The sequence below is a fragment of the Bacillus sp. WP8 genome (assembly GCF_000800825.1).
Lineage (GTDB): Bacteria > Bacillota > Bacilli > Bacillales > Bacillaceae > Bacillus > Bacillus safensis.
Genome location: NZ_CP010075.1, coordinates 835,992 through 861,115, shown reverse-complemented (window position 1 = coordinate 861,115; position 25,124 = coordinate 835,992). Strand labels below are relative to the sequence as shown.

Annotated in this window: 27 protein-coding genes and 1 pseudogene; 8 read left to right on the top strand and 20 right to left on the bottom strand. The window is 41.6% G+C overall.

Annotated features, from left to right (window positions below; translation table 11 throughout):
* Window positions 1-39 precede the first annotated feature (39 nt).
* The 3 genes from QR42_RS04120 to QR42_RS04110 form a co-directional block, all read right to left on the bottom strand.
* A complete protein-coding gene (locus QR42_RS04120) occupies window positions 40-2,634 on the bottom strand; it encodes a YfhO family protein (RefSeq protein ID WP_039177274.1) in 2,595 nt (864 codons plus the stop codon).
* An 87-nt stretch (window positions 2,635-2,721) separates the two neighbouring features.
* The gene (locus tag QR42_RS04115) at window positions 2,722-3,705 is read right to left on the bottom strand and encodes a glycosyltransferase family 2 protein (protein ID WP_024425218.1); all 984 of its coding nucleotides are present in this window, start codon (window positions 3,703-3,705) and stop codon (window positions 2,722-2,724) included.
* Between the two features lie 300 nt (window positions 3,706-4,005).
* On the bottom strand, window positions 4,006-4,278 hold the full coding sequence (locus QR42_RS04110) for a YfhJ family protein (protein ID WP_024425219.1): 273 nt from the start codon (window positions 4,276-4,278) through the stop codon (window positions 4,006-4,008).
* A 116-nt stretch (window positions 4,279-4,394) separates the two neighbouring features.
* Here QR42_RS04110 and QR42_RS04105 point away from each other — a divergent pair, with 116 nt between their 5' ends.
* Window positions 4,395-4,544 carry a small, acid-soluble spore protein K gene (locus QR42_RS04105; RefSeq protein ID WP_003217849.1) on the top strand — a complete coding sequence of 50 codons (150 nt, stop codon included), beginning with the start codon at window positions 4,395-4,397 and terminating at the stop codon, window positions 4,542-4,544.
* Between the two features lie 25 nt (window positions 4,545-4,569).
* Window positions 4,570-4,743 (top strand): YpzG family protein, encoded by a 174-nt coding sequence (locus QR42_RS18830; protein WP_008360604.1) that lies wholly within the window; start codon window positions 4,570-4,572, stop codon window positions 4,741-4,743.
* 23 nt (window positions 4,744-4,766) lie between these two features.
* Here the strand turns inward: QR42_RS18830 and QR42_RS04100 are convergent, their stop codons facing one another.
* Complete coding sequence (locus QR42_RS04100) at window positions 4,767-5,081, bottom strand: YfhH family protein (RefSeq protein ID WP_039177269.1); 315 nt, start codon at window positions 5,079-5,081, stop codon at window positions 4,767-4,769.
* A 3-nt stretch (window positions 5,082-5,084) separates the two neighbouring features.
* Window positions 5,085-5,876 (bottom strand): recombination regulator RecX, encoded by a 792-nt coding sequence (recX, locus tag QR42_RS04095; protein WP_024425808.1) that lies wholly within the window; start codon window positions 5,874-5,876, stop codon window positions 5,085-5,087.
* 94 nt (window positions 5,877-5,970) lie between these two features.
* Here recX and QR42_RS04090 point away from each other — a divergent pair, with 94 nt between their 5' ends.
* The 3 genes from QR42_RS04090 to QR42_RS04085 all read left to right on the top strand — a co-directional run bounded on the left by QR42_RS04090 (window position 5,971) and on the right by QR42_RS04085 (window position 7,247).
* On the top strand, window positions 5,971-6,867 hold the full coding sequence (locus QR42_RS04090; protein ID WP_039177266.1) for a TIGR01777 family oxidoreductase: 897 nt from the start codon (window positions 5,971-5,973) through the stop codon (window positions 6,865-6,867).
* Window positions 6,868-6,919: 52 nt separating this feature from the next.
* Window positions 6,920-7,030, top strand: a complete 111-nt coding sequence (locus QR42_RS18825) for a YfhE family protein (RefSeq protein ID WP_017358836.1) — start codon at window positions 6,920-6,922, stop codon at window positions 7,028-7,030.
* A 61-nt stretch (window positions 7,031-7,091) separates the two neighbouring features.
* A complete protein-coding gene (locus QR42_RS04085; protein WP_039177264.1) occupies window positions 7,092-7,247 on the top strand; it encodes a YfhD family protein in 156 nt (51 codons plus the stop codon).
* 38 nt (window positions 7,248-7,285) lie between these two features.
* Here QR42_RS04085 and QR42_RS04080 read toward each other — a convergent pair whose 3' ends face one another.
* Entirely contained in the window at window positions 7,286-7,873 is a 588-nt protein-coding gene (locus QR42_RS04080) for a nitroreductase family protein (protein ID WP_039177261.1), read from the bottom strand.
* 275 nt (window positions 7,874-8,148) lie between these two features.
* Here QR42_RS04080 and QR42_RS04075 point away from each other — a divergent pair, with 275 nt between their 5' ends.
* Entirely contained in the window at window positions 8,149-9,405 is a 1,257-nt protein-coding gene (locus QR42_RS04075; RefSeq protein WP_039177258.1) for a transcriptional regulator, read from the top strand.
* Between the two features lie 36 nt (window positions 9,406-9,441).
* Here QR42_RS04075 and QR42_RS04070 read toward each other — a convergent pair whose 3' ends face one another.
* From QR42_RS04070 to mprF, 3 genes are all read right to left on the bottom strand, one after another.
* A complete protein-coding gene (locus tag QR42_RS04070) occupies window positions 9,442-9,909 on the bottom strand; it encodes a thiol-disulfide oxidoreductase DCC family protein (RefSeq protein WP_039177256.1) in 468 nt (155 codons plus the stop codon).
* Between the two features lie 333 nt (window positions 9,910-10,242).
* On the bottom strand, window positions 10,243-10,791 hold the full coding sequence (locus tag QR42_RS04065) for a thioredoxin family protein (RefSeq protein WP_039177253.1): 549 nt from the start codon (window positions 10,789-10,791) through the stop codon (window positions 10,243-10,245).
* 92 nt (window positions 10,792-10,883) lie between these two features.
* Window positions 10,884-13,454, bottom strand: coding sequence for a bifunctional lysylphosphatidylglycerol flippase/synthetase MprF (mprF, locus tag QR42_RS04060; RefSeq protein ID WP_039177250.1), 2,571 nt, complete (start codon window positions 13,452-13,454; stop codon window positions 10,884-10,886).
* Between the two features lie 169 nt (window positions 13,455-13,623).
* On the opposite strand from mprF, the gene QR42_RS04055 reads away from it, so the two are divergent.
* Window positions 13,624-14,103, top strand: coding sequence for a MarR family transcriptional regulator (locus QR42_RS04055; RefSeq protein WP_024425228.1), 480 nt, complete (start codon window positions 13,624-13,626; stop codon window positions 14,101-14,103).
* 24 nt (window positions 14,104-14,127) lie between these two features.
* Here the strand turns inward: QR42_RS04055 and QR42_RS04050 are convergent, their stop codons facing one another.
* The 6 genes and pseudogenes from QR42_RS04050 to QR42_RS04025 form a co-directional block, all read right to left on the bottom strand.
* Window positions 14,128-14,415 (bottom strand): hypothetical protein, encoded by a 288-nt coding sequence (locus QR42_RS04050; protein ID WP_039177247.1) that lies wholly within the window; start codon window positions 14,413-14,415, stop codon window positions 14,128-14,130.
* Window positions 14,416-14,427: 12 nt separating this feature from the next.
* Window positions 14,428-14,959, bottom strand: a pseudogene (locus QR42_RS04045) (YfiT family bacillithiol transferase).
* A complete protein-coding gene (locus tag QR42_RS04040) occupies window positions 14,956-15,981 on the bottom strand; it encodes a zinc-binding alcohol dehydrogenase family protein (RefSeq protein ID WP_039177244.1) in 1,026 nt (341 codons plus the stop codon). The pseudogene QR42_RS04045 and the gene QR42_RS04040 overlap by 4 nt, the downstream one beginning before the upstream one ends.
* A 90-nt stretch (window positions 15,982-16,071) precedes the next feature.
* Window positions 16,072-16,575 carry a hypothetical protein gene (locus QR42_RS04035; RefSeq protein ID WP_039177241.1) on the bottom strand — a complete coding sequence of 168 codons (504 nt, stop codon included), beginning with the start codon at window positions 16,573-16,575 and terminating at the stop codon, window positions 16,072-16,074.
* Window positions 16,576-16,674: 99 nt separating this feature from the next.
* On the bottom strand, window positions 16,675-17,421 hold the full coding sequence (locus tag QR42_RS04030) for an anti-sigma factor (protein WP_039177238.1): 747 nt from the start codon (window positions 17,419-17,421) through the stop codon (window positions 16,675-16,677).
* Window positions 17,418-17,984 (bottom strand): RNA polymerase sigma factor, encoded by a 567-nt coding sequence (locus tag QR42_RS04025; protein ID WP_039177235.1) that lies wholly within the window; start codon window positions 17,982-17,984, stop codon window positions 17,418-17,420. The genes QR42_RS04030 and QR42_RS04025 overlap by 4 nt, the downstream gene beginning before the upstream one ends.
* Window positions 17,985-18,320: 336 nt before the next feature.
* Between QR42_RS04025 and QR42_RS04020 the strand changes: the two genes are divergently transcribed.
* On the top strand, window positions 18,321-18,647 hold the full coding sequence (locus tag QR42_RS04020) for a YnfA family protein (protein WP_024425817.1): 327 nt from the start codon (window positions 18,321-18,323) through the stop codon (window positions 18,645-18,647).
* Between the two features lie 62 nt (window positions 18,648-18,709).
* Here the strand turns inward: QR42_RS04020 and QR42_RS04015 are convergent, their stop codons facing one another.
* From QR42_RS04015 to QR42_RS03995, 5 genes are all read right to left on the bottom strand, one after another.
* Window positions 18,710-20,425 (bottom strand): ABC transporter ATP-binding protein, encoded by a 1,716-nt coding sequence (locus tag QR42_RS04015; protein WP_039177231.1) that lies wholly within the window; start codon window positions 20,423-20,425, stop codon window positions 18,710-18,712.
* A 12-nt stretch (window positions 20,426-20,437) separates the two neighbouring features.
* Window positions 20,438-21,364 carry an ABC transporter substrate-binding protein gene (locus QR42_RS04010; RefSeq protein ID WP_039177229.1) on the bottom strand — a complete coding sequence of 309 codons (927 nt, stop codon included), beginning with the start codon at window positions 21,362-21,364 and terminating at the stop codon, window positions 20,438-20,440.
* Window positions 21,365-21,474: 110 nt separating this feature from the next.
* The gene (locus tag QR42_RS04005; protein WP_039177226.1) at window positions 21,475-23,079 is read right to left on the bottom strand and encodes a helix-turn-helix domain-containing protein; all 1,605 of its coding nucleotides are present in this window, start codon (window positions 23,077-23,079) and stop codon (window positions 21,475-21,477) included.
* Window positions 23,080-23,148: 69 nt separating this feature from the next.
* Window positions 23,149-24,189, bottom strand: coding sequence for an NAD(P)/FAD-dependent oxidoreductase (locus QR42_RS04000; RefSeq protein WP_039177215.1), 1,041 nt, complete (start codon window positions 24,187-24,189; stop codon window positions 23,149-23,151).
* A 154-nt stretch (window positions 24,190-24,343) separates the two neighbouring features.
* Window positions 24,344-24,973 carry a rhamnogalacturonan acetylesterase gene (locus QR42_RS03995; RefSeq protein ID WP_039177214.1) on the bottom strand — a complete coding sequence of 210 codons (630 nt, stop codon included), beginning with the start codon at window positions 24,971-24,973 and terminating at the stop codon, window positions 24,344-24,346.
* Window positions 24,974-25,124 lie beyond the last annotated feature (151 nt).

Below are 25,124 nucleotides of genomic sequence, written 5' to 3'. Positions count from 1 at the left end.
TCGTGCTCGATCAGCCCTTGGAAGATAAAAAAACACCACTTATGATGAAAAGTGGTGTTTCTTGTGTTTTCTTCGTGCATATAGGATCGCACCGATCAAACTGACGAGTGAAATCAACGCGAGAATTCTGATATATGGCGGATAGTAGGTTAGCACAATCTCATTTTTGCCTTTTTCTATTGGAAAACCGATAAAGGCGTAATTGGCTTGTTCAATATCGGTCTGCTTTCCATTTACCGTGAGCTCCCAGCCTTTTTCATATGGTACTGGCAAGATCATATAATCATCGCCACGTTTGTTATCATATGAAATCGTAAAGCGGTTATTTTCGAGCTTTACTTGCTGGCTGCCATTGTCCTGTTTTTCTTTTTCATATGCTTTTTCTAGAATGCGGTAAGGCTCTTGGTACAGCTTCAGTTGATCGAGTTCATACGTCCCTTTTGGTACTCGAATGGAAAGAATTTTTTCCGCAGGGACTCGAATCGTCACTTCATTGACGCCTGTTTTGTAGATGGATGTATTGCTTTTTCGTGAGGTGACGTAGTTGTCAACGGATAACTGAAATCCTTCGTTTCGGTCTGTCCGCTTCACATAAAAGCTCACATACACATCTCCAGCGCGGGCCATATCATCTGGCAGCGTGATATTCAGGCCGCCTGTTTCTCCGTATACATCAAGCACACCATGTTCGTATATAGCTTGTTCGGTATGAATATTTGTATCCTTGACTCGATTTGGCGCATGCTCAATTTCAGCGTTTCCTTTTTTGTCTAAAATCACACCTTGCAGCATCGCATGCTCCCTATCAAGTGCTGAGGCATTTTTTAAGGATTCTTCTGAATAAATCGTGCTTGTTGTTCTTGCAAATGGCAGCGGCCGTGTATTTTCATACACTTTATAATGCTCGCTTTCCAATATTGGCTTAAAATAAGCTGGCGGTGAGTAAGGCATCGTATTGTCTCTCATATAATACTTTCCGTAGGTCAGGCTGTATAAATTCGCCCTGTCCCCCATTGTTGCATAACGGCTGACACTTTCACGTCCCATATCGATTTGCAGGTCATTCCAGTAGAAATTGAGCAAATGCTGATTCAATATACTTGAATACGCACTCATGCCTTGAAAGCCTTCAAATAACGGGGTATTGTTGCGCACGCCATTCATCCAATCAATCCGGGCAAGCGGATCTTTTGAAGAGCGGCTTTGAATCTGCTGAATGAGCTTCATTTGCTCATGTCCAGCATATGCCTCACTATTCAGATACGTATCTGATACGCTCTTAATATTGCTTCTTTCAGATAAGTAGCCCTGCTGATACACGCCTGCTGTCAGTAAGCTGACAACGATGAGCACAGCTGAAAAGAGACGAAGGTGCTGGCGTTTTTCCGCATGAATCACAAGGAAAAACACGCTGATCACAAGCAGTCCTATGGCTGTAAATACAACAACATCCATATTTCCCTTTGCTCGTTCTGATAAGATGACTGCGAGAAGAAACACGATCCAAGCGCCTAAGACCGCACGCTTTTTCCACTTCCACTCGATTTGCGAGAAATGCTTGATGGTGATGGCTACGGCCGCTCCAACTGTAAAGGCAAGAATGTATTCAAACCTGTACTGCGGTGCTGAAAAACCATTAAACACGCTCGCCATCTTTGGACTGTAGTGAAAAACAATGAGCAGAAGGCTGATTGATGTAAACATGAAAAACCACCTGTTCCGGTAAAGCGGAACGAGGAACATACAAATGAGAAAGATCACAGGTAATAAATACACCCTGCTTGTAAACAGCAGATGATCATGCAGATCAAACCAAGGTATAGATTGATCATATGGCGGTCTTATATTATTAAGAAAGCCATAGACAGACGGAACAAAAAAGGCAGCACTGATTCCAAAGGATAACAGCGTAGAGACCGCCAGCGTCCAGAACACCTTCCACCCATTCTCCTCACTTCGAAGCTTGATGATATATCTGAAGACAAGATAGATCGCTAAAAAGATAAAATGAATATAAGCAAAGTAAAAATTGTTGATGAGCATCAGGCTGCACGCCGCAATAAACCAAGCCGGCTTACCTGTTTTGAAAATCCGTTCAACCCCAAGCACAAGCAGCGGGAGCCACATCATGCTGTCGGTGAAAAACTCCCAAAATGTTTGATGCCGAAAATACACAATAGACAACCCGTAAATTGCGGCTCCTGTTAATGCGCTCAGCCTATGCTGAACCATTGAAAGAAGCACATGGTAAGCGATGAACAGAATGAGCGTCAGCTTGATCACACTCAGCCAAATGACGGCATTTGCCCAGAAATGAATGTCCGTTGACTGGATGACATGAAGCGCATTCATCAGCCAGACGACAGCGACTGTGACCATAAAGACAGTCGAGGTTGTGAAATAATAACCTAATTGCGTATATGTACCGCCGCCTAGACCGAATTGATAGGAATAAAAGAAGTTTCCTTTGACGTATTCATCGTAAAGCAGCTTTTTAAATGGGAGCATTTGTGAGATGCCGTCTCCATCTCCTGTCATATACCGGCCTTGCGTATATTCATATAAGAAAAAGGAGTGTCCTAATAAAGCGAGAATGAGGCACATTCCTATGATTATCCATCTACGTTTCATCATCTAAATCCTTTCCACAAAAGATCCACTGTTCTTTGAAACAAAACAACCCAGCAAGCGATTCGTGCTTGCCGGTTATTTGACTCCACGTTATTTAAATAACTGCGTTAACACTCGGTCTTGTTCCTTTGAGCTTGTCTCTTGTTCCATCACATTTGATTCCTGGATTAAATAATGCGGCCTCTTTTTCGTTTCATAATAAATACGGCCAATATATTCTCCAATCACACCTAGACTCAAAAGCTGGACACCTCCGAGGAACAGCACAGCTGATATTAAAGTAAAATAACCCGGCACCATAATGCCCGTTCTGACGATTTGAATAAAGGTGGCCACGATGTAAATCAATGAGAGAAATAAGATCAGTATGCCAGTATAAAAACAAATTCGCAGCGGGCGGTTGTTAAAAGAAATGACGCCATCTATGCCATAGTTAAATAATTTCTTCAGTGACCATTTTGTATCACCATGCTGCCTTTCTACATTTTCATAATAGATGACCTTTTCTTCAAACCCAATCCAGCAAAAAAGCCCTTTCGAAAAACGATTTCCCTCTTTCAGCTGAAGCAGTGCATCGATGGCTTGGCGTGAAATTAAACGGAAATCCCCGACGCCATCACGCAAGTCCACTTCTACTACCTTGTTCATCACCTTATAGTACATGGATGACAGGTAAGAGCGCAGCTTGCTGTCACCTTTACGATTCCGTTTGGCAATGACTTGATGGTAGCCTTCTTCATACCCTCTGACAAAGTCCTGAATTAAATACGTCGGGTGCTGCAGATCGGCGTCCATAATAATCGCAGCTGCTCCTTTTGCATGTTCAAGACCTGCCAAAATAGCGGCTTCCTTTCCAAAGTTACGCGAAAAGGATATATATTTGACCTTTGCACTTTTGCGAGAGAGCTCTCTCATGTATTGAAGCGTATTGTCTTTGCTTCCATCATTCACAAAGATGATTTCAAAGTCATAATGAAAATCGCGAAACTCTTCCTCGAGTGCCTCAAAGATTCGTCTGATGTTTTCACCTTCATTGTAAGAAGGAATTATCACAGAGAGCAATTCCCGTTCCATATCGCACCTTCTCTTCACTTTTTTCACATAGTCTGATATGTTCATTATTCCTTTTTTGTCAGAAAACGAAACCCTTTTTTATTATCCATAAATTACATGTCTCTTTAATCGTTTCATTATATCAGAGTTTTATTTCCAGTGATTTTCAGCAGGATGAATTTAATGTAATTTTAAGTTTAATCATTGTAAAAAGCCTGTAATTTCGATCACAGACTGGGTATTGTTTCATAAAGTTATTTGTTCATTTGTATATTTTCCTATTTATTGAAAAAGATGAATGGAAGTGAAAGGGCAGCCTTTTTAGTGAAGCAGCCCTCGATTGTTTTGTTGCAGATGCTCGTTTGCCTTTGATTGTTTATTTTGAAATAGATGCAGCTGTGCGCCGTAGCTCTCGATCCACTCTTGGACAATTCGTTCTGTTGTTTCCTGTCCTTTATACTTGCGGCCAGCCTTTGCATAAGTCGTTTCAAAATCACTCCAAAGCAGCTCTACCCATGTACGTGCTTCGTCATATGTCAGCATATTGTTTTTTTCCATGAGTTGTTCTGTTAGTCGCTCAAAGTATTGTTCCATGCTTGTTCCTCCTTCATCTAGCAGAAAGTGCCTTTTTAAAAAAACTTCTTTTTTCATATACTACCCTTACGTCTTCAAAAGACGCAAATGATTTGTATTGTTTGGAGGGAATCGATATGCGTAATAAAGCAAAAGGCTTTCCAAATCAGGTAAATCACAAGTTTGAAGGCGAACCAGGCGCTACAGATGCTTATGCGTCTAAACGGCCGAATGGTGAAACGAATACACGTCCACAGGAACGTATGAGGGCATCAGGGAAACGCTAATTTTTCCAAAGGGAGTGCTTGAGATATGAGTTCAAATGGGAAATCGTATATGGCAGACTTTGTTCAATTAAGGACAACCGCTTACCCTCAACCATGGGCAAATGCAAAGCATTCTGCCTCTCAGGTCAACGGAGAAACGCAGCAAACGCAGCACGACATCGTACTTCAGAACAACGTCCGTAAACAACGTTCGAAGTAAAGAAAAGGACTGATCTTTTAGGATCAGTCCTTTTGCGTCAGCATTGAAATCGGCAGGGCATCTTCCTTATTTGGAGCCGATACTCTGTATCCCCACGCAAACACGCCATTTAAATATTCCACATAAAACTCTTCTTCTGTGTCTTTGATTTGATAAGTCGTTTTCGTTTGAAACGAGGCTGGATCTAATAAATAGGCTTTCGCCATATCGATTTTCCGTTCTAAAACTGCGTATTCATTCACAATGCCAAGCTGCTCAGCCTTTCGTGCTTTTTCAGAAAGGGCGGCAATTTCCTGCTTCAATTCGTATTCTGTCATTTCACTATAGCGTTTTTCCATCTGTCATTCCCCTTTGTCTAAAACGTGATCAATTGTATCGAGATCAAAGCCTTTTCTGAATAAAAATTGCTTCACTTTCATCTTCTTTTCAAATGATCCGTCATACCCTACCTTGCGTTTTGCCTTCTCCAGCATATAAAGGAGGGCTTCTTCTTCCTTTTCCTCTTCTTGTCCATCATAGGCTTCTTGAAGGGCTTTATCAATTATCTCAAACGAAAATCCCTTTCGCTGCAGCTGCAGCTTGATGCGCTGCTCGATCTCTTTTGCAGAACGATTTTTTTCTTTTTTGACAAGCTTGAGAACCTGCTTTACAGCTTCCTCGAGCTGTAAGTCATCAGGGTATTGCGATAGCGCCTGCTCAATCGTGTCATCGTCTATCCCCTTGAGCTTCAATTCTTTTTTTAGGACGGACGGTCCTTTGCTGTTCGTTTTGCGATGGGTGCTGACATAGGCTTCTGCAAATTCAAGATCATTTACATACTTATAATGCTTTAATTTGTGTATAATTTCACTAATAGCAGGTGCCGGGATTTCTTTTTTCGTTAAATAATCGGTGACTTCTTTCACTGATCTCATACGGTAGGATAAATAATCAACGGCCTGCTGAAATCCTTTTTTCACCGAATCACCGAATTGAATCTCAATGATATCTGCTTCGTCCAGCTCTTTGCCTTTTTTCAAATCGTGCTGGACGAGCACATCTAAATCAACGCTAAAGGCGTACTTTTCATCAAGAAAGATGTTGACCCGCTCTGTATTGTTTTTCTGAGCAGAAATTTTTGTAATATAGGGCATCCTGTGATCACTCCTTTTCCAAAACAGTCAGGATGTTTCTTCTGATTCAAAATCGTGAAAGATATAGGTATGTATATGAGAGGAGAGATGTCAATTGAATATCGCCATTACCGGAGGAACCGGTTTTATCGGCCAGCATGTTACAAAAGTGCTCGCTGCTGAGGGACATCATCTATATATTTTAACAAGAAATCCAAAGGAATCCGAACAAAATCATTTACATTATGTGCAGTGGCTTACCGAAGGTGCTGCGCCTGAGCATGAATTGCCTGCCATCGATGTATGGATTAACCTTGCTGGAAAATCCATTTTCACACGCTGGACAGACAAGGCAAAAGAAGGCATCCTCTCCAGCCGTCTCAAATCAACACAAGAGGTAAGACGCATAATAGAAGCGCAGGAATCGAAACCAACTGTGCTGATTCAAGCAAGTGCTGTCGGGATTTATGGCACATCTCAAACAGGAGATTTTACGGAGGAGTCACCTCCTGCGGATACTGATTTCTTAAGTCATACATCAAAACTTTGGGAGGCTGAGGGGCAAAAGATTGAAGCCCTCGGCATTCGTACGGTCTACACACGCTTTGGCGTCGTGTTAGGAGAAAAAGGCACACTGCCGCTGATGACACTTCCTTACAAGCTGTTTGCCGGCGGGACAATTGGCGCTGGCTCGCAATGGGTTTCATGGGTGCATGTTGAGGATGTGGCACATCTCATTGCCTATGCGATTCATAATGACGACCTCTCAGGCCCGCTCAATGTGACATCACCGAATCCTGTTCAAATGAAACAGCTTGGACAAACCATTGCTTCTGCCCTTCACCGTCCCCATTGGCTGAAGGTGCCATCGTTTGTGATCAAAACGGCACTCGGTGAAATGTCATTGCTTGTTTTAGAAGGCCAGCGTGCTCTGCCAAAAAAAGCACTGCTCTCTTCTTATGACTTTTTGCACCCTGAACTAAAAGAAGCGATTTTGCATTCTAAGGAATAAATGTTGTCAAAAACACCCATCCTATTAGAAATGATATGAGGGGGCGATTTTGATGAAGAAAAAAGAACACCAGCCAACTTCAAAGCTGAAAAAAACTCAGGAAGTCCTGTATCAGCAGGAATTCAAAAAAGCGGAAAGAGCAGCAGAAAAAAGAAACAAATAAGACGGATATTCCCCTCCAACAAGCACATAACTAAAGTGATCTTGTAAAGGAGGGAAAGGCTTTGAAAAAAGACCAACACAAAAAATCCAACCACGAGCTCGCAGCACAAGAGACGGATGGCGAATATGTTGAATTTTCCAAAGAACTTGCAGATCCGAATGACTTAAAAGCAATGGCACGTATGAGAGCAGCCGATCAGCGCGCCAAAAAACAATAAGTAAAAAAGCAGACCTTATTCAGCGGTCTGCTTTTCTTTTATTTGATTTCAGTAAGAAGACTTGATGCTTTCTGGCGTGATTTTTCCTCTGGCACCTCTTCTGGATAACCTATATGAAGGATCGCAGCAAACCGTTCGTTTTCCTTTAATCCCATGTCTTGTTGAAAGCCTTTATCGTATAAAATACGTCCGCTCTTCCATACCATACCGATTCCTTGATCCCATGCAAGCAGCTGGAGATTTTGAATGAGCGCGCTCACGGCGGCAAAATCATCATTTCTCACCACAGGGTTCTCGTCTTCTTTTAGTACGACAAGTAAAAGCGCTGGGACCTTAGAAAAGTAATCTCTGTATTGATTGATTTTTTCTTCTTTTGCATCTGGGTTGTTGCGCTGAAAGAACGCAATGAAGCGCTCTACAAAAGTGGCTTTGGCTTCATCCGTCACCGCATATAAAAAGCGCCACGGCTCCGTGATTTTATGGTTTGGTGCATAGACTGCATCCTCTAATAGCGGCTGAAGCTGTTCAATCGTCACCGGTGTGTCTTTGAATTTGCGAATCGATCGTCTATATCTGACAGCGTCTCGAACCGTTAACGCGTCTTTTTGTTGTTTCGTTTCTGGCATATATGTCATCCTCTCAATCAACCTTAATTGAAATTGATTCTCATTCACATTATAAACATCATCGCGTGCAGTTGCAAATCAAGTATCTCTCCTCCCCGTCTGCTAAATAGTTGTTTGACTTTTTCAAGTAATGTTACAATCATATTACGTTTTAAACAAATTTTGAGAAAAAAGCCAAGATGATGAAATGATTTTCAAGTATTCCCATTTTGTCTGATTCAGTTTTTTTGTCAAAAGGCTTTCAACCATGATTGGAAGGGAGGCTTCTGGATGGAATGAAAATTAATATTGGACAAATCATTAAACTCTACCGTTATAAACAAAATATGACCCAATCTGAATTGGCAGAAGGAATTTGTTCTGTCTCTCATTTAAGTAAAATTGAAAATGGCTCAAAGGAGGCCAATCAAGATACGATCAATCTGCTGCTTGAACGGCTTGGTATCAGCCAAGAAAAGCTGTCACAAAAGGCGCGTCATCTGCTGTCACTTTTGGATGAGTTTCAAATGAATATGTACTTCTATGCTCTCGATCAGGCTGAACAAAATGCAGAAATGATCATTCAGCACGAGGAGCAGTTCTTTTCACTGGATTTAGGCATACAGTATCATTTGTCTTTATTTCAATTTTATTTATTAACGGAAAAACAGCCGCTTGCCTTAAAAACACACCGCGTGCTCAAAAAATTCGAAAAAACGTTTATTGAAACGGAAAAAGAAATTTTTGAATATCTAGACGGTATTCATCAAATTAAAATTGGTCAGCTTGAGGATGGGCTGAAAAAGCTTGAAAGCTGCTTTTCCTACGCCTCAGTTGAACAAAGTGATTTGTATTATCACTATGCAAAAGCACTCGGAAACATGGGACAGCTCGGTGACGCGCTTGAAGCGACACATCAAGCGATGGATTTATATAGACAAAAGAACAATTTCAAGCGGATTATTCACTGTACACTTATTCACGGCGTGATCTCACTTGAACTAAAAGCCTATCAAACTGCGAAGAAATATATAAAGGAAGTGATTTTGCACACTTCCCTTTACCCTGATGCCTATATTAAAATGTCCGCATATTTTTATTACGGGGTGCTTTTAAAACGTGAAGGCGATTTCTCTTCAGCTGTGCCTTATTTACTAGATTCACTCAATTACTTTAATCAAGAACAGATAGAAGATCGCTACTGTGAAACGCTATATGAAATTGCGACACTATATGCTGAATATGACCGCAAAAAGGCACTTCCCTACATACATGAGCTGTTAAAACAGCCTCGTATTCAGCCAAACTGTTTATATATGATCAAAATCTATAAATTGATGATTGAGGAAAATCCTCTTGATTTGAAAACCTATTTGATCGAAGCAGCCCTTCCTTACTTTGAACACAATGAGCTGCACAGTGAATATTTGTTTGCGCTTAGAACCTTGCTTACCTATGCAGGTGCTGAGCTTGATGATCAGGCCTATAAGTTCTACACAAAGAAGCTGCTAGATCATTTAACAGTATATCTTCCCTATTACAAAAAAGCATGACCTTCTGCCGATCGAAGGTCATGCTTTTTCTATTTATTAAATAGTCTTTTGTTGATCTGTGTCATGATGGTTCATCCGTTTGACAGAATGAATATACCGTCTTTTTGCAAAAAAATCGTACGCATGCTGTCCAAAGCCAAGCCATATACTGAGCATGATGAATGGGACCGTTCCCCATAATGCAGGGATATGGCAAGCCATACGCAGCCAAGTATAGATCCCTGAATTCTTTTGATTTTTGGCTAGGGAAATAGACACGATTCGTTTTTCCGCCTTCTCTTCACTGATTTTATTCAGCCTGAGCAGCTGCGAGTGTCTAAAGGATTCAAAGTGAATCCGATTTTTCCAATCGAGTGATTTTAACAAATCAATCATTTTTGCACATGAAGGACTTTGTCCATCATAAAACACAAGCAGTCTCAGTGATTTGATGGAACGCTGTTCTCTTTTTTTCGATTCAGCGAGCTTCTTTTTTTCTTGATCGAGATAAATGATTTTTTTCATAAATTGATCGCCTGTCCTTTTCTGTCATTTTTTTAGTTCGTTCAAAGGAGATTACAACTAGATTACTATAGTTGCTGGGCCTCTTGTATTGGGAAAAAGCCAACCCTTGTGCGTTATATGAGCCTTTGGATAAGGGCAAAATCATTGATTTCATGGCATATATGAGGTTTTTCAACTAAAAGTGGTTGGGAAAATCGTGGTGCTTTGCGGTTTTCTGCGGTTTTTGATAGAATTCTGCGGTTTTCTACACCTTTATGCGGTGGTTTTGTAGGTAAAACGCAAAAACAAGATAAAAAAAGACTACTTCCCATTGCGGCGAAGTAGTCTTTTGGTTTATATTTTTGCCAAAACTTCTACTATTTCTTTCTCAATATCTTTCCATAAGTAACGGTCTGTCGTATAGTGATGTGCGGCTTCTTTCGCAAATACTTGAAAAGCTTCTTCATAATCAGGTGCATCTTTGTCCGGTTTTTTCTCGTCCACAAAGCGCTGTGCTTCTGCTGAGCGAGGTCCCCATTTCCCCACTTCATTTCCGTCCTGATCAATGATGACGATAATCGGAATCGATCTTGCGGTCCCGTTCGTTAAATACTGATCCATCAGGTCTAGATTCTCATCCCGAATGAAATAGCGCGCATCAATGAGTGCTTCATTTGCAATACGCATGAAAATCGGGACATTGACCATTGCATCCCCGCACCAATCCGCTGTGATGACAAGTGCTCTGAGCTTTTTCTTTTGCAGCTTTTGAAGCAGCTCTTTTTCTTTTTGATGAATTGCGTACTGGTTGTACACCGTGAGTAGATTTTCCCGGTTTTTCTCCATGTTGTGTACATATGTACGTTCAGCTAATCCCTTTGTAAACCATTCATTTAATGTCATATGAACATCCCCCTTACCCTTCAACTTTACCACTTTTGCTATTCTTTTGTCTAAAAAAACCTTCACCTAGTGAAAGGTAAAGGTCTTTTGGTTTATCGACGCCGATTTCGATTTGGGTCCGTCCCAATCAGCTTGGTGACAAGCACCATTGTGACAGGCAGTGACGTATTTTTTTTATACGCTAAATATTTCCCGCGCCATTCAGGCTTATACTTCTGTTTAAACGACCGTAAACCGCTGAAGCTGTACATATATCTGACATTGTTGAAAATAACACTCGCCAAACGCTCCGTGAGAAAGGACTGATGGAACGTCCCCACATTCGATAAAGGTGCCATTCCCATGTTAAACGATTTATAGCCTTTTTCTTTCGCCCATTGAAACAGGTGGATAAACAGCGCATCCATCATCCCGTTCGGTGCATCATGCATATGACGCATTAAATCGATGGAAATCTCCCCTTCTTGATACATCGGCATTAATGATACAAAGGAAATGATTTGCCCTTGTTCATCCTTTAGAATCGCAATCGGTGCTTTTTGAAGATAGTCTTCTTGAAAATAACCGAGCGAAAATCCTTTTTCTTTCTTCTTTCCGAGCCAGCTGTCAGAGATTTGTTTTAAAGTTGAGATCAACTCATTTGAAAAGGGAGGTTCCAGCATTTCAAAGGTGTAGCCTTCTCGTTCAAATTTATTCGCCACAGCTCGTAAATTTGATTTTTTCTTACCTGACAGAGTAAACGTTTCTAAATCGACCATGGCTTCTTCCCCAAGCTTAAAGAAGTGAAAACCTAAGTCATGATAAAGAGCCATCCCTTCTCGTTCTACTTGATAAAAAGCGACGCGGTAGCCGGCTTTTTCTGTCTCCTGTAAAAACTCTTCAAGTACAAGCGGATAAGACGCCTCACGTCCAGATGGATCTCCGAGCACAATGACGCAGCGCCCAATTCGTCCAAACTGAAGCATCGCTTCTCCATCACTTGAGAAAAATAGTTTTTTGTCGCCTAAAAAGCCAAGATGACTGAGGGCATTTCCGCCTTTTTCTTCTAAAAACGTTTTTAATTTTTCCTCATCTGCTTTTTCTCCAATCGGAAATGCTTTCTTATTAAAAATCAATTTACTAATGAAGAAGAAAAGCGGGACACCGATGAGAGCAATCATGCTTGTCATCGTGATATGCCGTTCATTGTGAACGAGATAATCCTTACTCAAGAAATGCCCTATTTTTGTCCAAATATAGTTGCCAATGACATTATAGTTAAAGAGCACGAATAAATATCCAGCGGCAGCCGCCACAAACTGATTCAAAGAATAAGGTGCCTGCTGCTTCACAAATTGATTTCGAAGAGAGAAAAACACAGCCATGATGACTGGCAAAATAAAGATCAGACTGAGGTTAAACCCCTTTAACAAAGTAAACACAAAACCGCCTGCTAAGGAGATCATTGTCAGCACGTACGATCTTTTCGTTCTTTTATACACTTCAATGGACAAAATCATCAGAATGATTCCGAACATTAAGGAAAGACCATTAAATCCTGATAAAAGAAAGCGCGGAATGCTGGTAATCACACCTAATCGATCGACTGGAAGCACAACAGATGCCATGATAAGCAAGCCGCTTCCAAAGGTTAAAATCGATAAAGATCCGTACAATAACCGGATTAATAAAGCACGGTGCAAAACAATTAAGACGTTCGTTGTTTCAATGGCAGGTGCCATTTTCGGATTCCCTTCAAGACGTCTAAGCGTCGTGCCTGTTAAATCGTAAGCAGCTAGACAAAGCCCTAGGATAAACGGGAAGATTGAGTACACGAAGCGGTACAAGACGAGCGCCGTCAGAACCATCTCTTTATCAAAACCAATGTACTGCATGCTCAGTAAAAAGATGAGGTCAAACGAACCAAATCCGCCCGGAACCATACTGATTAAACCGCCAATTGATGCAATCGCAAATACACCTAATACAATTCGGACATCGACATTCATTCCCATAGATACGACAGCCATGTACATGACAAGTCCAGCTGCCAGCCATTCTAAAAACGATGCACCGATATAAGCGTAAATTGGATGCTTTAGTCCATTTTCACCGCTCTCAATCGAGCTTTTTCGAATGGAAGCCATGACGATATATATTGGTACAATACAGGCAAAGATAATGACAAATGCCCATAGCCACGGCTCCTGGCTGATAATACTTTCAACAGGAAGCACCCTGACCAAGATCAGATCACTGAAAATAGATAAGCCCAAAAGGACAGAGGAAGTCAAAAGGGCAATGCCTTTCAGCAGTTTTTTCGTATCTGTTATGTACTCCTTATAGAGAAGCGTTCTAAGCCCTGCTCCTGATAGACCGCCGAATCCAAGAACACTGTTAAAGGAGTTTGCAATCCAGGAAATGCGAATCGTTTTCCAACCGCTGATCGGCATATTTAGGCTTTTCCGTAAAATAAAATCATATAAGGACATCGATAAAACCGCAACAAGTCCAAGAAAGACAAGAATAAACAAATCCATTCGGTTCAAGCTGTCAATAATATAAAACGTCTTTTTAATGGAAAGTCCGCTTAGCTCCTGCTTCGCGACAAAGATCAAGACAAGGATAATCACGATCGGAAAAAGCATTTTTAAGATCGTCATACCCGTTTTTTTGTTCCACATGTTTTTCCCAACTTTCTAGGTTGCTTCAATTATTTCAACTGAACATTATTATACAACAAATACCACTTGATTCATGCAGTTTAACATTCAAAAGCTTGACGAACCTTTCAATTAGAAGTAAAAATCAGTAATATAAAGAAAAAGAGCCGCTTAAAGGAAGTGAACAAGCGTGGAATATAATATTCATGACACCACCGTATTAAAAGAAGAGATTCTATCTCCAGAGGAAAAAAAGACATGGGTTCTTTATATGAAAGTGCTCACAGCTGCAGGTCTTGGAGATGTTTCTGAATGGATGAAGCTTGATATGAGTATGCCTCAAATGAAGGTGCTCATGCTGCTCAATAACCATGGCTCTCTCAAAGTATCCGAAATCGCTGAAAAAATGGGCGCTTCTTTGTCCAATATGACAGGTCTGCTTGACCGGTTAGAACAGTCTAACTTTGTCGTGCGAAAGCACTCTGAGCGTGACCGGAGAATCATTGTCGTAGAGCTGACAGAGGAAGCGAAAAATATTTTCAGAAGTATTTATCAAAAAGGACACGAAAAAATCAAAAATTCCCTGCAACGGCTCAATGACGAGGAAAAAGAAAAAGTCAATGAAGGCCTTGCTATCTTAGAAAAAGCACTGCGTCCTGAACGCGGCTAAAAAAGTAAAAAAGAAAAAAGACGGTCACTTGAGGTCCGTCTTTTTTGTTTCTTCTATTTGTCGATCTGGGGTGAAAAGATTTTTACGAATGACTTCCCTGTCATCCCATAAAAGATAGGCTAAGCCGATAATGAGAAAAAGGATACTGATCCACGTACCGCCAGGAAGCACTTCTTCAAGAAGCTGAAATTTACTGACCTCATCATCAAAGCTCGTTCTAAAAAAATGAATCTCAAAAAGAACATATTTCGCTATATAAAACAATGCCGCCATACAGATAAACATGGCGCCGACAATTCTTCTTCCAGACATGCGTTTACTCCTTTACTTCCAATGATTTCTTTTGATTAAATCCGTAATATGGGCAAGGTGATGCTTTGAATGCCAGACGTACATTCCCGTTGCATCATATAAGGACACTGTTTGTTGATCGGCAGGGTGATAATAAGAAGCGTTGAAGTCTTCCTCTGACATTCCCCGCAGTAAAGTGACCCACCTGCGATGTAAACTGCTGATCAAAGGCAGGGATAAACTGATGGGAGCCTTGCTGTCAGGAAGTGAGGCAAATCCCTCCTGATCATATGGACGTATGTCCGGTGTATCTTCTGTGAGAGCAAGTTTGAATCGTAAGTATGCATTTAGATGGCTGTCTGCTACGTGGTGAATGAGCTGACGAACAAACAGTCCATCCTCCCGGCCGATAAGGTGTATCAAGCTGTGCATCTGTAAGCGGTGCAGTCACCGCTTCATACTCTTCAGGGATTGCAGCCAGCTCATCAATCCATGCTTCCAGCTGTGCTCTCGTTTTTGTTTCTACCGGTTCATATAAGCCAATCGGATATTGTAATGACGTCATACGTTCTCTCCTCTCTCAAATCCTTCAAGCACAAATTTTCCAATCATCTTTCCTTGTTCAAGTGTTTGATGTGCCTGCTTCAAGTTAGTAGCATTGATCGGGCTGAGAACCTTTGTTAAGGTATGCGTTATTTTCCCCTGCTCAAATAACCGACTCGCTTCTGTCAAAAGCTCATGCTGTTTGATCATGTCCGCTGTTTCATACATAGGACGTGTGAACATGAATTCCCATACAAATGCCGCACTTTTATTTTTGAGTAACTGAATGTCTAGGTTGTGCTTGTTCTCGACAATGGTACAGATCGTGCCTTGCGGTTTGATGGCTTCTGCCATGCCTTTGAAATGTCCATCTGTATCATTTAAGCATAAAATAAAATCCACTTCGCCGATTCCTTTTTCCTCGAGCTGCGCGAGAAGCGGCTGATGATGATCAATGATATGATCGGCCCCTAATGACAGACACCACTCTTTTGTTTCTGGTCTTGATGCGGTTGCGATCACAGTTGCCTTCGCTAATTTGGCTAGTTGAATGGCAATTGAACCAACCCCGCCTGCACCACCAATGATCAGCAAGGTTGAGCCTTCTGCATTCCGCTTCATATGCATCCGGTCAAATAAAGCCTCATAAGCCGTAATTGTTGTAAGGGGCATCGCTGCTGCTTCTGCAAAGGATAGATTAGCTGGCTTTTTCGCCACAATACGCTCATCCACAAGCTGGTATTCACTATTCGAGCCTTGACGCGTAATATCTCCCGCATAGTAAACGTGATCGCCTGGCTGAAATAATGTACACGCTTCGCCCACTTCAACAACCGTACCGCTTGCATCATAGCCAAGAATTTTCAGTTTTTCTTCCTTCTGCTCCTTCGGTGATCTCACCTTTGTATCAACTGGATTTACGGACACAGCCTCTATCTTCACCAGTACATCCCTGCCAGACGCTTTAGGCTTTTCAACCTCTTGATCCATCAGGCTTTGCTCATGCTCAATCGGTAAATACTCCAATAGTCCAACTGCTTTCACTCGCTCGCACTCCCTTTCTCCATTCTTTCTTTCCACATTTTATCATAATTTTCTGATGTTTATGGCTGGGTCAAACGAGTGATGGCACATTTATGACCTCTTCAGGGCCTTTCGCTCTCTCGCCATGTATGAAGGACGTGCCTTTTGCAAAGAAAAAACATAAGTGAACCAGCTGTTGGATTTAAAAAACAGCTGAACGTAGTAAAACTGAATGTGCTGCAGAAAAACGATGATTAATAGAAAAAGAGTGAATGAGAGAGTAGTTAGATCTACTCTTCCCTGTATCCATTCATTGATCAAAAGAATCACAAAACCGACGATGAGGAGCTGTTCAACTCTTTGCACGAGCTGGCTAAAGACATGCCCGCGTTTTGTTAGATCACCAGACTGGTGCTTTCTGATCCTTCTCGATTTGTAGAACCAAATAATACTTTCTGTTAGGTTATGAATCATAAAAAGAGCGATGAGGACGAGCAATAAAGGTGATGGGGTATAAAGGACTTGTGCAACGAACGGAAAGACTAAAAAATAACAGGCAATCAATGCGTGTCTGACAGATAAGAGAAATAGGACTTTTTCCATAGATGTTTTCATCTGTTTCACCTCCATATGAACTACGTTTCATTTGCCGAAAAGTTTCCCAAACCTATAAAAAAAGGATACCCCTAAAAAGGCATCCTTGATGAATCAAACTTAAAAAGCAGCGCTTAGTACGACTGGACCTTGCGGAAGCTTGTTATCCTTTTTTGGTTCCAGGGTAACAGCCACGGTATCCCATGATTCGTTTGCTTCTTTTTCAGATAACGCATAGGTGACGGTTCCTTCCCCTTTGTTATCTGTTTTAAAAGCACCGGCTGGCACCGGCTGATCTCCTTTAATGAGCCACACTTGATAAACAGCAGATGAATCAAGTTGCCCCTTTAAGCCGTCTGCACTCACAACAAGTTCTTTTTTGCCGTTATGCTCTATCACTGAGAAAGCACCTGTCGTTTTTGGTGATGCGGCAGAAGTCAGTGATTTTGTGGCAACAACCCTGACAGGTTCTTCCGCCTGCTGTTTTCCATTCGATAAGAAATACACATTTCCAGCTGCTGAAATAAGAAGCAGTGCGGCAACGAGCGGTAAGAGCCATTGGTTTCGTTTCTTTTGCAGCGGTTTGATTTCGTTTGGCTCAGGTGCAGCCTTTTGCTCTTTTCTATCGCTATTGTTTTCTTCGACTGTCTCTTCTTCAAACACCTGGGATAAAATACGGTCTTTCATCCCTGCCGGAGGTGTTTGGTCTTCGGCTAGAAGTGGAATGTCAGACATGAGCGCTGTCAATTCTTCAAGCTCTTCTTTGCAAGCTGGGCAGTGCTTGATGTGCTCTTCAAATTGCGTTTTTTCTTCTCCTTGTAAATGCCCGTTGAAATAATCAATCACTTGATGTTTACACTGAGTCATGCCTCTTCCTCCTTTCCTCCGCGAGACAGTTTCGATCGCAAATGCTTCAAAGACAATCGAACCCTTCCCTTTACCGTACCAATAGGGATGCCCAGCTTTTCAGCGATGCTCTTTTGTGTCATTCCTTTAAAATAGACATCTTCTATGATGGTTTGCTGTTCTTTTGACAATGTAGATACTGCTTCACGTATGATCTGTTTTTCCTCTTTCCATTCCACTTCTTTTGATACATCTTCTTGATGATCGGCTAAATATTCAATATGCTCATCTTCCAAAGCCGTTTCATTCCGGTGCTTTCTTAAGAGATCAATGGCCGTGTTGCGTGACATCATGAATAACCACGAAGAGAATTTCCCTTTATCCGTATGATATTCTCCTATGCCGCGCCAGAGCTTGATAAAGACCTCTTGAAGCACTTCCTCCGCGAGCTCACGGTTGCCAGTCATTTTATAAATAAACGAATATAATACACGTTCATAGCGATCGTACAGCACTTCAAGCGAGGGCTTGTGACGATCATATTTGATCTTGTGATACAGCTCAAAATCTTTCAGTGTGTCCATGGTCATCTCCTTCCTTTTTCATGAGAAAGAGCATGCGCATCCATCATGAAATCCTTCACGTATTGCTTATCACTCGATTTACTGAAATAAGCCTACCTTGTACTTTACTCTTTTTTCAAGGAGAAAAAAAGAGCGCTGAAAAAGGAAGTGTGCTCCTCATGAGAATGTACTTACTTTACGACATAACAGACCATTTGGATCACTCATGATACAAAAGTCAAGAATCCATGTGTGACCACTCTCTAATCAGTTGATCTCTCCATTCAATTGAGGTAGAACGCATTCTTTCCGCATGTCATAATAGGGTGTAAATTGGAGAAATTGGAGTGTCCATATATGATGGTGACGATAGTTCTTTTTTTATTAGCAGGTTTAGCAGAAATTGGCGGCGGCTATTTGGTGTGGCTTTGGCTCCGTGAAGCAAAGCCTGTCAGCTTCGGAATCGCCGGCAGCCTTATCCTAGTCGCATATGGCGTCATTCCGACCTTTCAGCAGTTTCCGACTTTCGGACGGGTTTATGCTGCCTATGGCGGTGTTTTTGTCATTCTTGCTGTGTTTTGGGGCTGGTGGGTCGATCGAAAAACACCTGATCTATATGACTGGATGGGTGCTTTGATCTGTTTGGCTGGAGTCAGTGTGATGTTATTTGCGCCACGCAGTTAATTTCTAACATCAAAAAGGGCTAAAATGATGTTTATTTTAGCCCTTTGTCTTCTTTTCGAACCTTACATTCTAAATTGTGTTTCGTATAAACGACGGTACAGACCATCTATTTTGAGTAACTCTTCATGTTTTCCTTGCTCTTTTACGCCTTCTTTTGTAAGAACAATAATGCGGTCGGCATGCTGTATTGTCGCTAAACGATGGGCAATGATAAAGGTCGTTCGTCCTTCAGCCAGCTCTTCTAGTGATGCTTGGATAAATGACTCTGTCTCAGTATCAAGCGAAGAGGTCGCCTCATCTAAAATGAAAATGGGCGGATTTTTCAAGAAAATACGTGCTATGGAGATACGCTGTTTTTGTCCTCCAGATAACATCATCCCACGCTCACCGATCATCGTATCAAGTCCTTTTGGCAAACTTTTGACTAAGTCCGTAAGCTGAGCCTTCTCTACTGCCTGCCAAATTTCTTCTTCAGATGCATTCAGTTTTCCGTATTGGATGTTTTCGCGTATCGTCCCATGAAATAAATAAATGTCCTGCTGTACGACACCAATTTGTGCGCGCAGCGATGCAAGTGTCATCTTTCGCGTTTCTATGCCATCAATTGTAATGCTCCCCTCCTGCCATTCATAAAAACGGGGAAGCAGATTGCAAAGGGTCGATTTCCCGGCACCAGATGGACCGACAATGGCAATTTTCTCTCCTTGCTTGACCTCAAGATTGATGTCATGCAGCACAGGTTTGTTTGGTTCATATTGAAATGATACATGCTCAAAAGTGATATTCCCTTTTAACTGATAGACTTCGATTGCATCCTCATCATCCTTTTCATCTGGTGTTTGATCGATCAGTGATGCGAATCGTTTAAAGCCAGCTGCACCTTTTGGATACATTTCAATGACTGCATTGATTTGCTGAATGGGTCCTAAGAAAATACCTGTTAATAGCACGAACGAAACAAATTCTCCATATGTCATATTTTTTTGCAGCACAAACCATGCACCGCACACGAGGCCAAATACGGTGACACTTTTAATGAGTAAATGACTCACTGCTGTATGCAGTGCCATCATTTGATATGTGGTCAGTTTTGTTTTTCTAAACTGCTCGTTATGCTCGATAAAACGATCCATTTCATGTGACTCATTCCCGAATGCTTTCACCACACGAATGCCGCTAATATTGTTTTCCACACGTGAATGGAATTGTCCAATGCTTGAAAACATTTTATCAAAAGCAGCAGACATTTTTTTCGTAAAGTAGACAGATAATCCGATCAGGAATGGAACGACAATAAATGTGAGAACCGCAAGCTGCCAGTTAATCGATAGCATGAGGCCAAACGCACCCGTTAATGTCATGATGGCGATAAATAAATCCTCTGGGCCGTGATGTGCCATCTCTCCAATATCCATTAAATCATTGGTCATGCGGGAAACGAGCTTGCCTGTTTTCTTTTGGTCAAAGAAACGGAAGGACATTCTTTGTACATGAGAGAATAGTTGATTCCTCATATCGGTCTCAATATTGATCCCCAGCTTATGGCCAAAATAAGTCACAACGTAATGCATGGTGGAACTGATGACATATAAAATGAGCAGCAAACTGCCCCAGAACCAAATGGCTTCCCAATCACCATTTGGCAGTAAATCGTCCATCACTTTACTGATGGCTAGCGGAAAGGATAGTTCGAGTAAGGCCGCTAGTACCGCACAGGAAAAATCTAATATAAACAGCCCCATATAGGGTTTGTAGTATGAAAAAAAACGTTTGAACAATTGACAGACCTCCTAATGATGAGATAAATCTGTCAATAAATCAGCAAACTTTTCAGCTTGATTCATGACTGCAATGGGATCATAAGGCCAAAAGAATTCTGCATCCAGTTGATAGGTCTGTTCCTTTTTGACAGCTTTTAAACTCTTCCAGATGGAATTATTTTTATCAAATGTCCCGCCATTGGATTCATCAATGAATATATAATCCCCTGCATATTTCGGAAGGGTTTCATAGGAGAGTACCTCATAGCCTGTTTTACTATTTAAAATTGTATCTTTGACCTCTTTTGGCGGATTCACTTTCAATTGTTGATATAGTGCTTGTCCACCTCGGTAAATTCCGTTCCCATACACAAACACATCATTTTTAAATGCGCCCATGATAGAAACTGTTTCATTCTCTTTTAATACAGATTTTACTTTTTTTCGAGCTGCTTCGATTCGTTTGTCAAAGGAGGCGAGAAACGCCTTTCCTTCCTCTTCTTTGTTTAACACCTTGGCCAAAGTTGTGATTTCTTCATGTGCGTCTTTGAATGAATTGTAAGGATATACGAGTGTTGGTGCTATTTTTTTATACACATCATAGACTTTTTCATCCTGCACTGCGGTGATAATTAGATCAGGCTTTAAGCTGAGTGCTTTTTCAGCTGAACGCTCGTCACTAATGTCCTCTATACCTTTGATCTTGTCCTTCAAGTGTACATTCTTTAAATCTTGAGTCGTTGCACCTACAGGGTGAACATCCAATGCAATTGCACTGCCTAAATATCCATCTATGAGAACGCGTTTTGGGTTTGCTGGAATGTCGATTTTTCCTTTTACAGTCTCAATGGTTTTCGTTTGCTGCTCTGTTTCTGCCGTTTTGGCTTCTTCTTTTTTGCCACAGGCTGACAATACCAGCATGAAGATGACAGCACATATCCAATATGTCTTTTTCATATGAGTATTCCTCCTTCATTTCTCCGATACAAATGAGAATAGTTATCAATTACTAGTCTCATGTATTCTACCAACCTCATACGAAGTGGTCTATGGAGGATTCTCGCAACTTACATATGGATAATTGTTGGATTGGCTGCCGCAGTCAATCGGGAGACAAAACGGTCAATCAAATGAAGAGCCCGCTCCCCTTCATCAAATCGAAAATCCTCTAGCTTTAATGGGTAGAAGGTTCCATTTTTCACAGCGGACAATTGACGAAGAACATCGCTTTCCTCCATCCGCTGATCCATTTGTTCATACCACCCATGTTCAACACCTACAATAAAAAACATGTGATCCGCCTCGTATTCTCTTAACCTTTCTAAAGGAATGACTGTATGTTGATTGGGGAGAAGAACTTCTTCTAGAATCGTCTTCGGAGGCTTTAAGTCAAGCGTTTCGTAAAGGTAGAAGGCACCTCTAGCATCATAGGACCACATGTACACTTTGTCATGTCCTCTCATTTCATAAATCGCCACTGTCTCTCCTTTTTCCCTAAAGGAAGATAGATCATTTCTTGCCTTTTGACTCAGATGTTCAAAGCGTTTCACCCAATCAACTGCCTCTTTCTCTCTTCCTAACAGGCGCCCTGTAGATAAGACCTCTTGTACAACATGACCACCGGCATATGGCAGAACAAGGACAGGGGCAATGCGCTCAAACCGCTTGATCAACGCAGGCTTCGAATAAAAATAGTTAGGAATAATGATTAAATCTAGTTGAAGTGATTTGAATACGTCATCAGGCGTGTGTTCATCTATGACCAGCGTACCGGCCAGCTGATCTTTGAGTATATCTGAATGGTGAAAGGTATCTTGGTCAATGCAGACAGGGCGAATGCCTAGCGCGCCCAATAACCCGACAAATTGAAAAGCAGCAATTCGCTCTGGTCTTCGATTGTTTCGGAACTGACTAGGGGACCTTCCTGTCTTCTGCCTGAATTTCCTGCTGAAATATAAACTGTCTGTATAGCCCACTTGCCGCGCAATCATTTGAATTTGATCATCTGTTTGCAGAAGCCGTTTTTTTGCTTCATCTATTCGAATTTGTGCAATATAGTCACTCACACTCAGTCCCATACTTTGTTTGAAAAAGGTCGAAAAATAACTCTCATGAAAACCCATCTTATGGGCTAAGTCTTTTCTCGTAAGCTTTTTTTCATAATGCTGCGCCATATACTGCAAAATCATTTCAATTGAATAATGCACCTTCTCAGCGTATGGCTTGGATTGACGGTGAAAAATGTGCATGATGTCCTCCAGCCTTTTCTCCTGTTCTCGGATGCACTGACTCACCTTCATTTGTTTGATGTAAGAAAACAGCACGGCAGAGCCTTTGACCATTGCTCCATTATCTGGCAGATCATCATAGCTCATCTTAAAAACCAATTCATTTTGCGCATCATTTGTCAGGATAAACTGATCAAATGTGATCGTATAAATCGCCACCTGTTCGTTGGATAAAGATTGGAGCATGACATTGATACCTGAGCGGATCAACATACTGTCTTTTGCGTTTAGCTGATATTGCAATCCTTCCATTTCAATTCTCACAGATCCGTCGCATGTCAAGAACATAGGGAAAGATGTATGCCAGGAGACTGTTTGTTTGACAGAAAGAGATCGCTCTTTACTTTCTTTCATGCGCAGAATGGTATGAGGACGGGTTGTCATTTTCTCTTTCTCCTTCCATATAAAAAAAGTGCTAAAATTTTAGCACTTCAATGTTTGACTGGAAATTCATCAGCGAGCTCCAGCTGTTTGTAATTCTTTGTTTTTCTCCTTAAAGCGTTCATTATGAGAGGAAACGTATGCCACTTTTTCGGCTTCTGGTTCGATGTAAAGCTTTGCGCTATTCAGCGCATTGACTCCATCAACAAACGTACCAGCAATTAAGCGGACCTTGCTTTTATGTGTACACAAGTCGCCTACTGCATAGACGCCCGGTAAATTGGTTTCCATTTTTTCATTAACCTCGATCAGTCCCCATTCACCTTGCTTGAGACCCCATTCTGATAGCACGCTTAAATCGCCTTTCATCCCGTGATTAACGATCACAGCATCTGTTTCGATTCGTTCTTTTTCACCTGTCTCTATGTTTTGAATGGTGACAGCATCAATTTTGTCACCTTGACCATGCAGTTCTGTCAGTTCATGCGGGGTTAAAATTCGTTTGCAAGTTGCCTTCATATTGGCGACGTTTTTCTCATGTCCGCCAAACATGTCACGGCGATGCACAACGGTGACACTTTCAGCAATTGGAGCAAGGGCATTGGCCCAGTCAACCGCTGAGTCGCCGCCTCCAGAAATCACAACCCGCTTCCCTGCAAATGTCTTGAGCTCCTGGACAGTGTAATAAAGGTTTGTCACTTCATAGCGGTCTGCATGCTCGATTTCAAGTTTCCGCTGAACTGGAATGCCGTGACCCATCGCTAATATGAGGGTCTTTGTCAAATGACGATCACCATTTTCAGCCGTCAGTAGGATATGATTATGTTCATCTCGCTCGAATGACGTGATTTTTTGATTCAGTGCAATCTCTGGTTCAAATGTTTTCGCCTGGGTTTCCAGCTGCTGTATCAGCTGTTCTCCTCTTGTTGGCGGCAAACCGCCGACATCCCAAATGACCTTTTCAGGATACAGAAGGATTTTCCCGCCAAGGCTTTCGTTGTACTCAAGTACCTTCGTCTTTAAGTCCCGCATCCCACTATAAAAGGCGGTGTACATGCCTGCTGGTCCGCCGCCAATAATGGTGACGTCAAACAATTCAAGCTGATCTGACATTTGAGTCCCTCCAGTTTTCCATCGAATGATCTATTTATCAGTGATATTGATTCTCATTATCATATGTATCTATTGTAGTCTACTCTAGTGAAGGGAATCAATAGCTTTCTGCAAAAAAAAGAACAGGACGAGCGCTCACTCGTCCTGTCATTCATCACACGATCGTTAAACCAAGGTCTTTTAATTCAAGAGAAACAAGTCTTGCAATCGCATCTGCGCCTTCTTTTGTAAAGTGCGTGCGATCCTCAATTCCTGTTGACAGCATAAAGTAAGAGGTCGTTTTCTCTATGCCGGAAATTTGATAAAACTGAAGACTTGCGGTATTTAAATCGACGAGAAGAACTTCTTCTTCATCGGCTAATTCTTTCATAGCGGCACAGTAATCAGGAAAATCGTTGATATATTCTCCGTCTTTTTCATGAAAACGGCCGACTGGAGTGAGTAAAAGTGGTGTTGCCCCTTTTGCCCTTGCTCCGTGAATATATTGAGACAGGTAGCTTTTATACGTCGTGAAAGGATCTGTATGGCGCTCGGTCTTCTCCTTGGAAGCATCATTGTGCCCCATTTGTGTGAAAAGCCAGTCTCCTGGCTGAATGTCAGCCAATATGTCATCAAGGCGTCCTTCTTCAATGAATGTTTTTGAGCTTCTTCCACCAATGGCACGATTGTCGACGTGAACGCCGTGCGCTGTATAGCGGTGTAAAAACTCTCCCCATCCTCCTTGAACAGGACGATCTGGATAAGATGAAACGGTCGAATCACCAGCTAAATAGATGGTTGTCATGTTCATACGCCTCCCTTTTTCATTGAGCCACTTCACCCGAGCGATACGGGCATCTTAGTGGCTGCTGAAAAGATATGAAACAATCAGCATCGCTATTTCAATTATTCTCTTTTTAATGATCAAAACCCTGCTTACCGGTAGATGTGAATGT

Bases quoted from the DNA above. Each gene is read 5' to 3' on its own strand.
- QR42_RS04010 (WP_039177229.1), bottom strand. From the start codon at position 21,364: ATGAAAAAGACATATTGGATATGTGCTGTCATCTTCATGCTGGTATTG.
- QR42_RS03995 (WP_039177214.1), bottom strand. From the start codon at position 24,973: ATGACAACCATCTATTTAGCTGGTGATTCGACCGTTTCATCTTATCCA.
- QR42_RS04065 (WP_039177253.1), bottom strand. From the start codon at position 10,791: ATGACATTAAATGAATGGTTTACAAAGGGATTAGCTGAACGTACATAT.
- recX (WP_024425808.1), bottom strand. From the start codon at position 5,876: ATGCCCTATATTACAAAAATTTCTGCTCAGAAAAACAATACAGAGCGG.
- QR42_RS04020 (WP_024425817.1), top strand. From the start codon at position 18,321: ATGATGGTGACGATAGTTCTTTTTTTATTAGCAGGTTTAGCAGAAATT.
- QR42_RS04035 (WP_039177241.1), bottom strand. From the start codon at position 16,575: ATGAAAACATCTATGGAAAAAGTCCTATTTCTCTTATCTGTCAGACAC.
- QR42_RS04110 (WP_024425219.1), bottom strand. From the start codon at position 4,278: ATGGAACAATACTTTGAGCGACTAACAGAACAACTCATGGAAAAAAAC.
- mprF (WP_039177250.1), bottom strand. From the start codon at position 13,454: ATGTGGAACAAAAAAACGGGTATGACGATCTTAAAAATGCTTTTTCCG.
- QR42_RS04000 (WP_039177215.1), bottom strand. From the start codon at position 24,189: ATGTCAGATCAGCTTGAATTGTTTGACGTCACCATTATTGGCGGCGGA.
- QR42_RS04100 (WP_039177269.1), bottom strand. From the start codon at position 5,081: ATGGAAAAACGCTATAGTGAAATGACAGAATACGAATTGAAGCAGGAA.
- QR42_RS18825 (WP_017358836.1), top strand. From the start codon at position 6,920: ATGAAGAAAAAAGAACACCAGCCAACTTCAAAGCTGAAAAAAACTCAG.
- QR42_RS04115 (WP_024425218.1), bottom strand. From the start codon at position 3,705: ATGGAACGGGAATTGCTCTCTGTGATAATTCCTTCTTACAATGAAGGT.
- QR42_RS04080 (WP_039177261.1), bottom strand. From the start codon at position 7,873: ATGCCAGAAACGAAACAACAAAAAGACGCGTTAACGGTTCGAGACGCT.
- QR42_RS04120 (WP_039177274.1), bottom strand. From the start codon at position 2,634: ATGATGAAACGTAGATGGATAATCATAGGAATGTGCCTCATTCTCGCT.
- QR42_RS04070 (WP_039177256.1), bottom strand. From the start codon at position 9,909: ATGAAAAAAATCATTTATCTCGATCAAGAAAAAAAGAAGCTCGCTGAA.
- QR42_RS04050 (WP_039177247.1), bottom strand. From the start codon at position 14,415: ATGTCTGGAAGAAGAATTGTCGGCGCCATGTTTATCTGTATGGCGGCA.
- QR42_RS18830 (WP_008360604.1), top strand. From the start codon at position 4,570: ATGAGTTCAAATGGGAAATCGTATATGGCAGACTTTGTTCAATTAAGG.
- QR42_RS04105 (WP_003217849.1), top strand. From the start codon at position 4,395: ATGCGTAATAAAGCAAAAGGCTTTCCAAATCAGGTAAATCACAAGTTT.
- QR42_RS04030 (WP_039177238.1), bottom strand. From the start codon at position 17,421: ATGACTCAGTGTAAACATCAAGTGATTGATTATTTCAACGGGCATTTA.
- QR42_RS04005 (WP_039177226.1), bottom strand. From the start codon at position 23,079: ATGACAACCCGTCCTCATACCATTCTGCGCATGAAAGAAAGTAAAGAG.
- QR42_RS04025 (WP_039177235.1), bottom strand. From the start codon at position 17,984: ATGGACACACTGAAAGATTTTGAGCTGTATCACAAGATCAAATATGAT.
- QR42_RS04075 (WP_039177258.1), top strand. From the start codon at position 8,149: ATGAAAATTAATATTGGACAAATCATTAAACTCTACCGTTATAAACAA.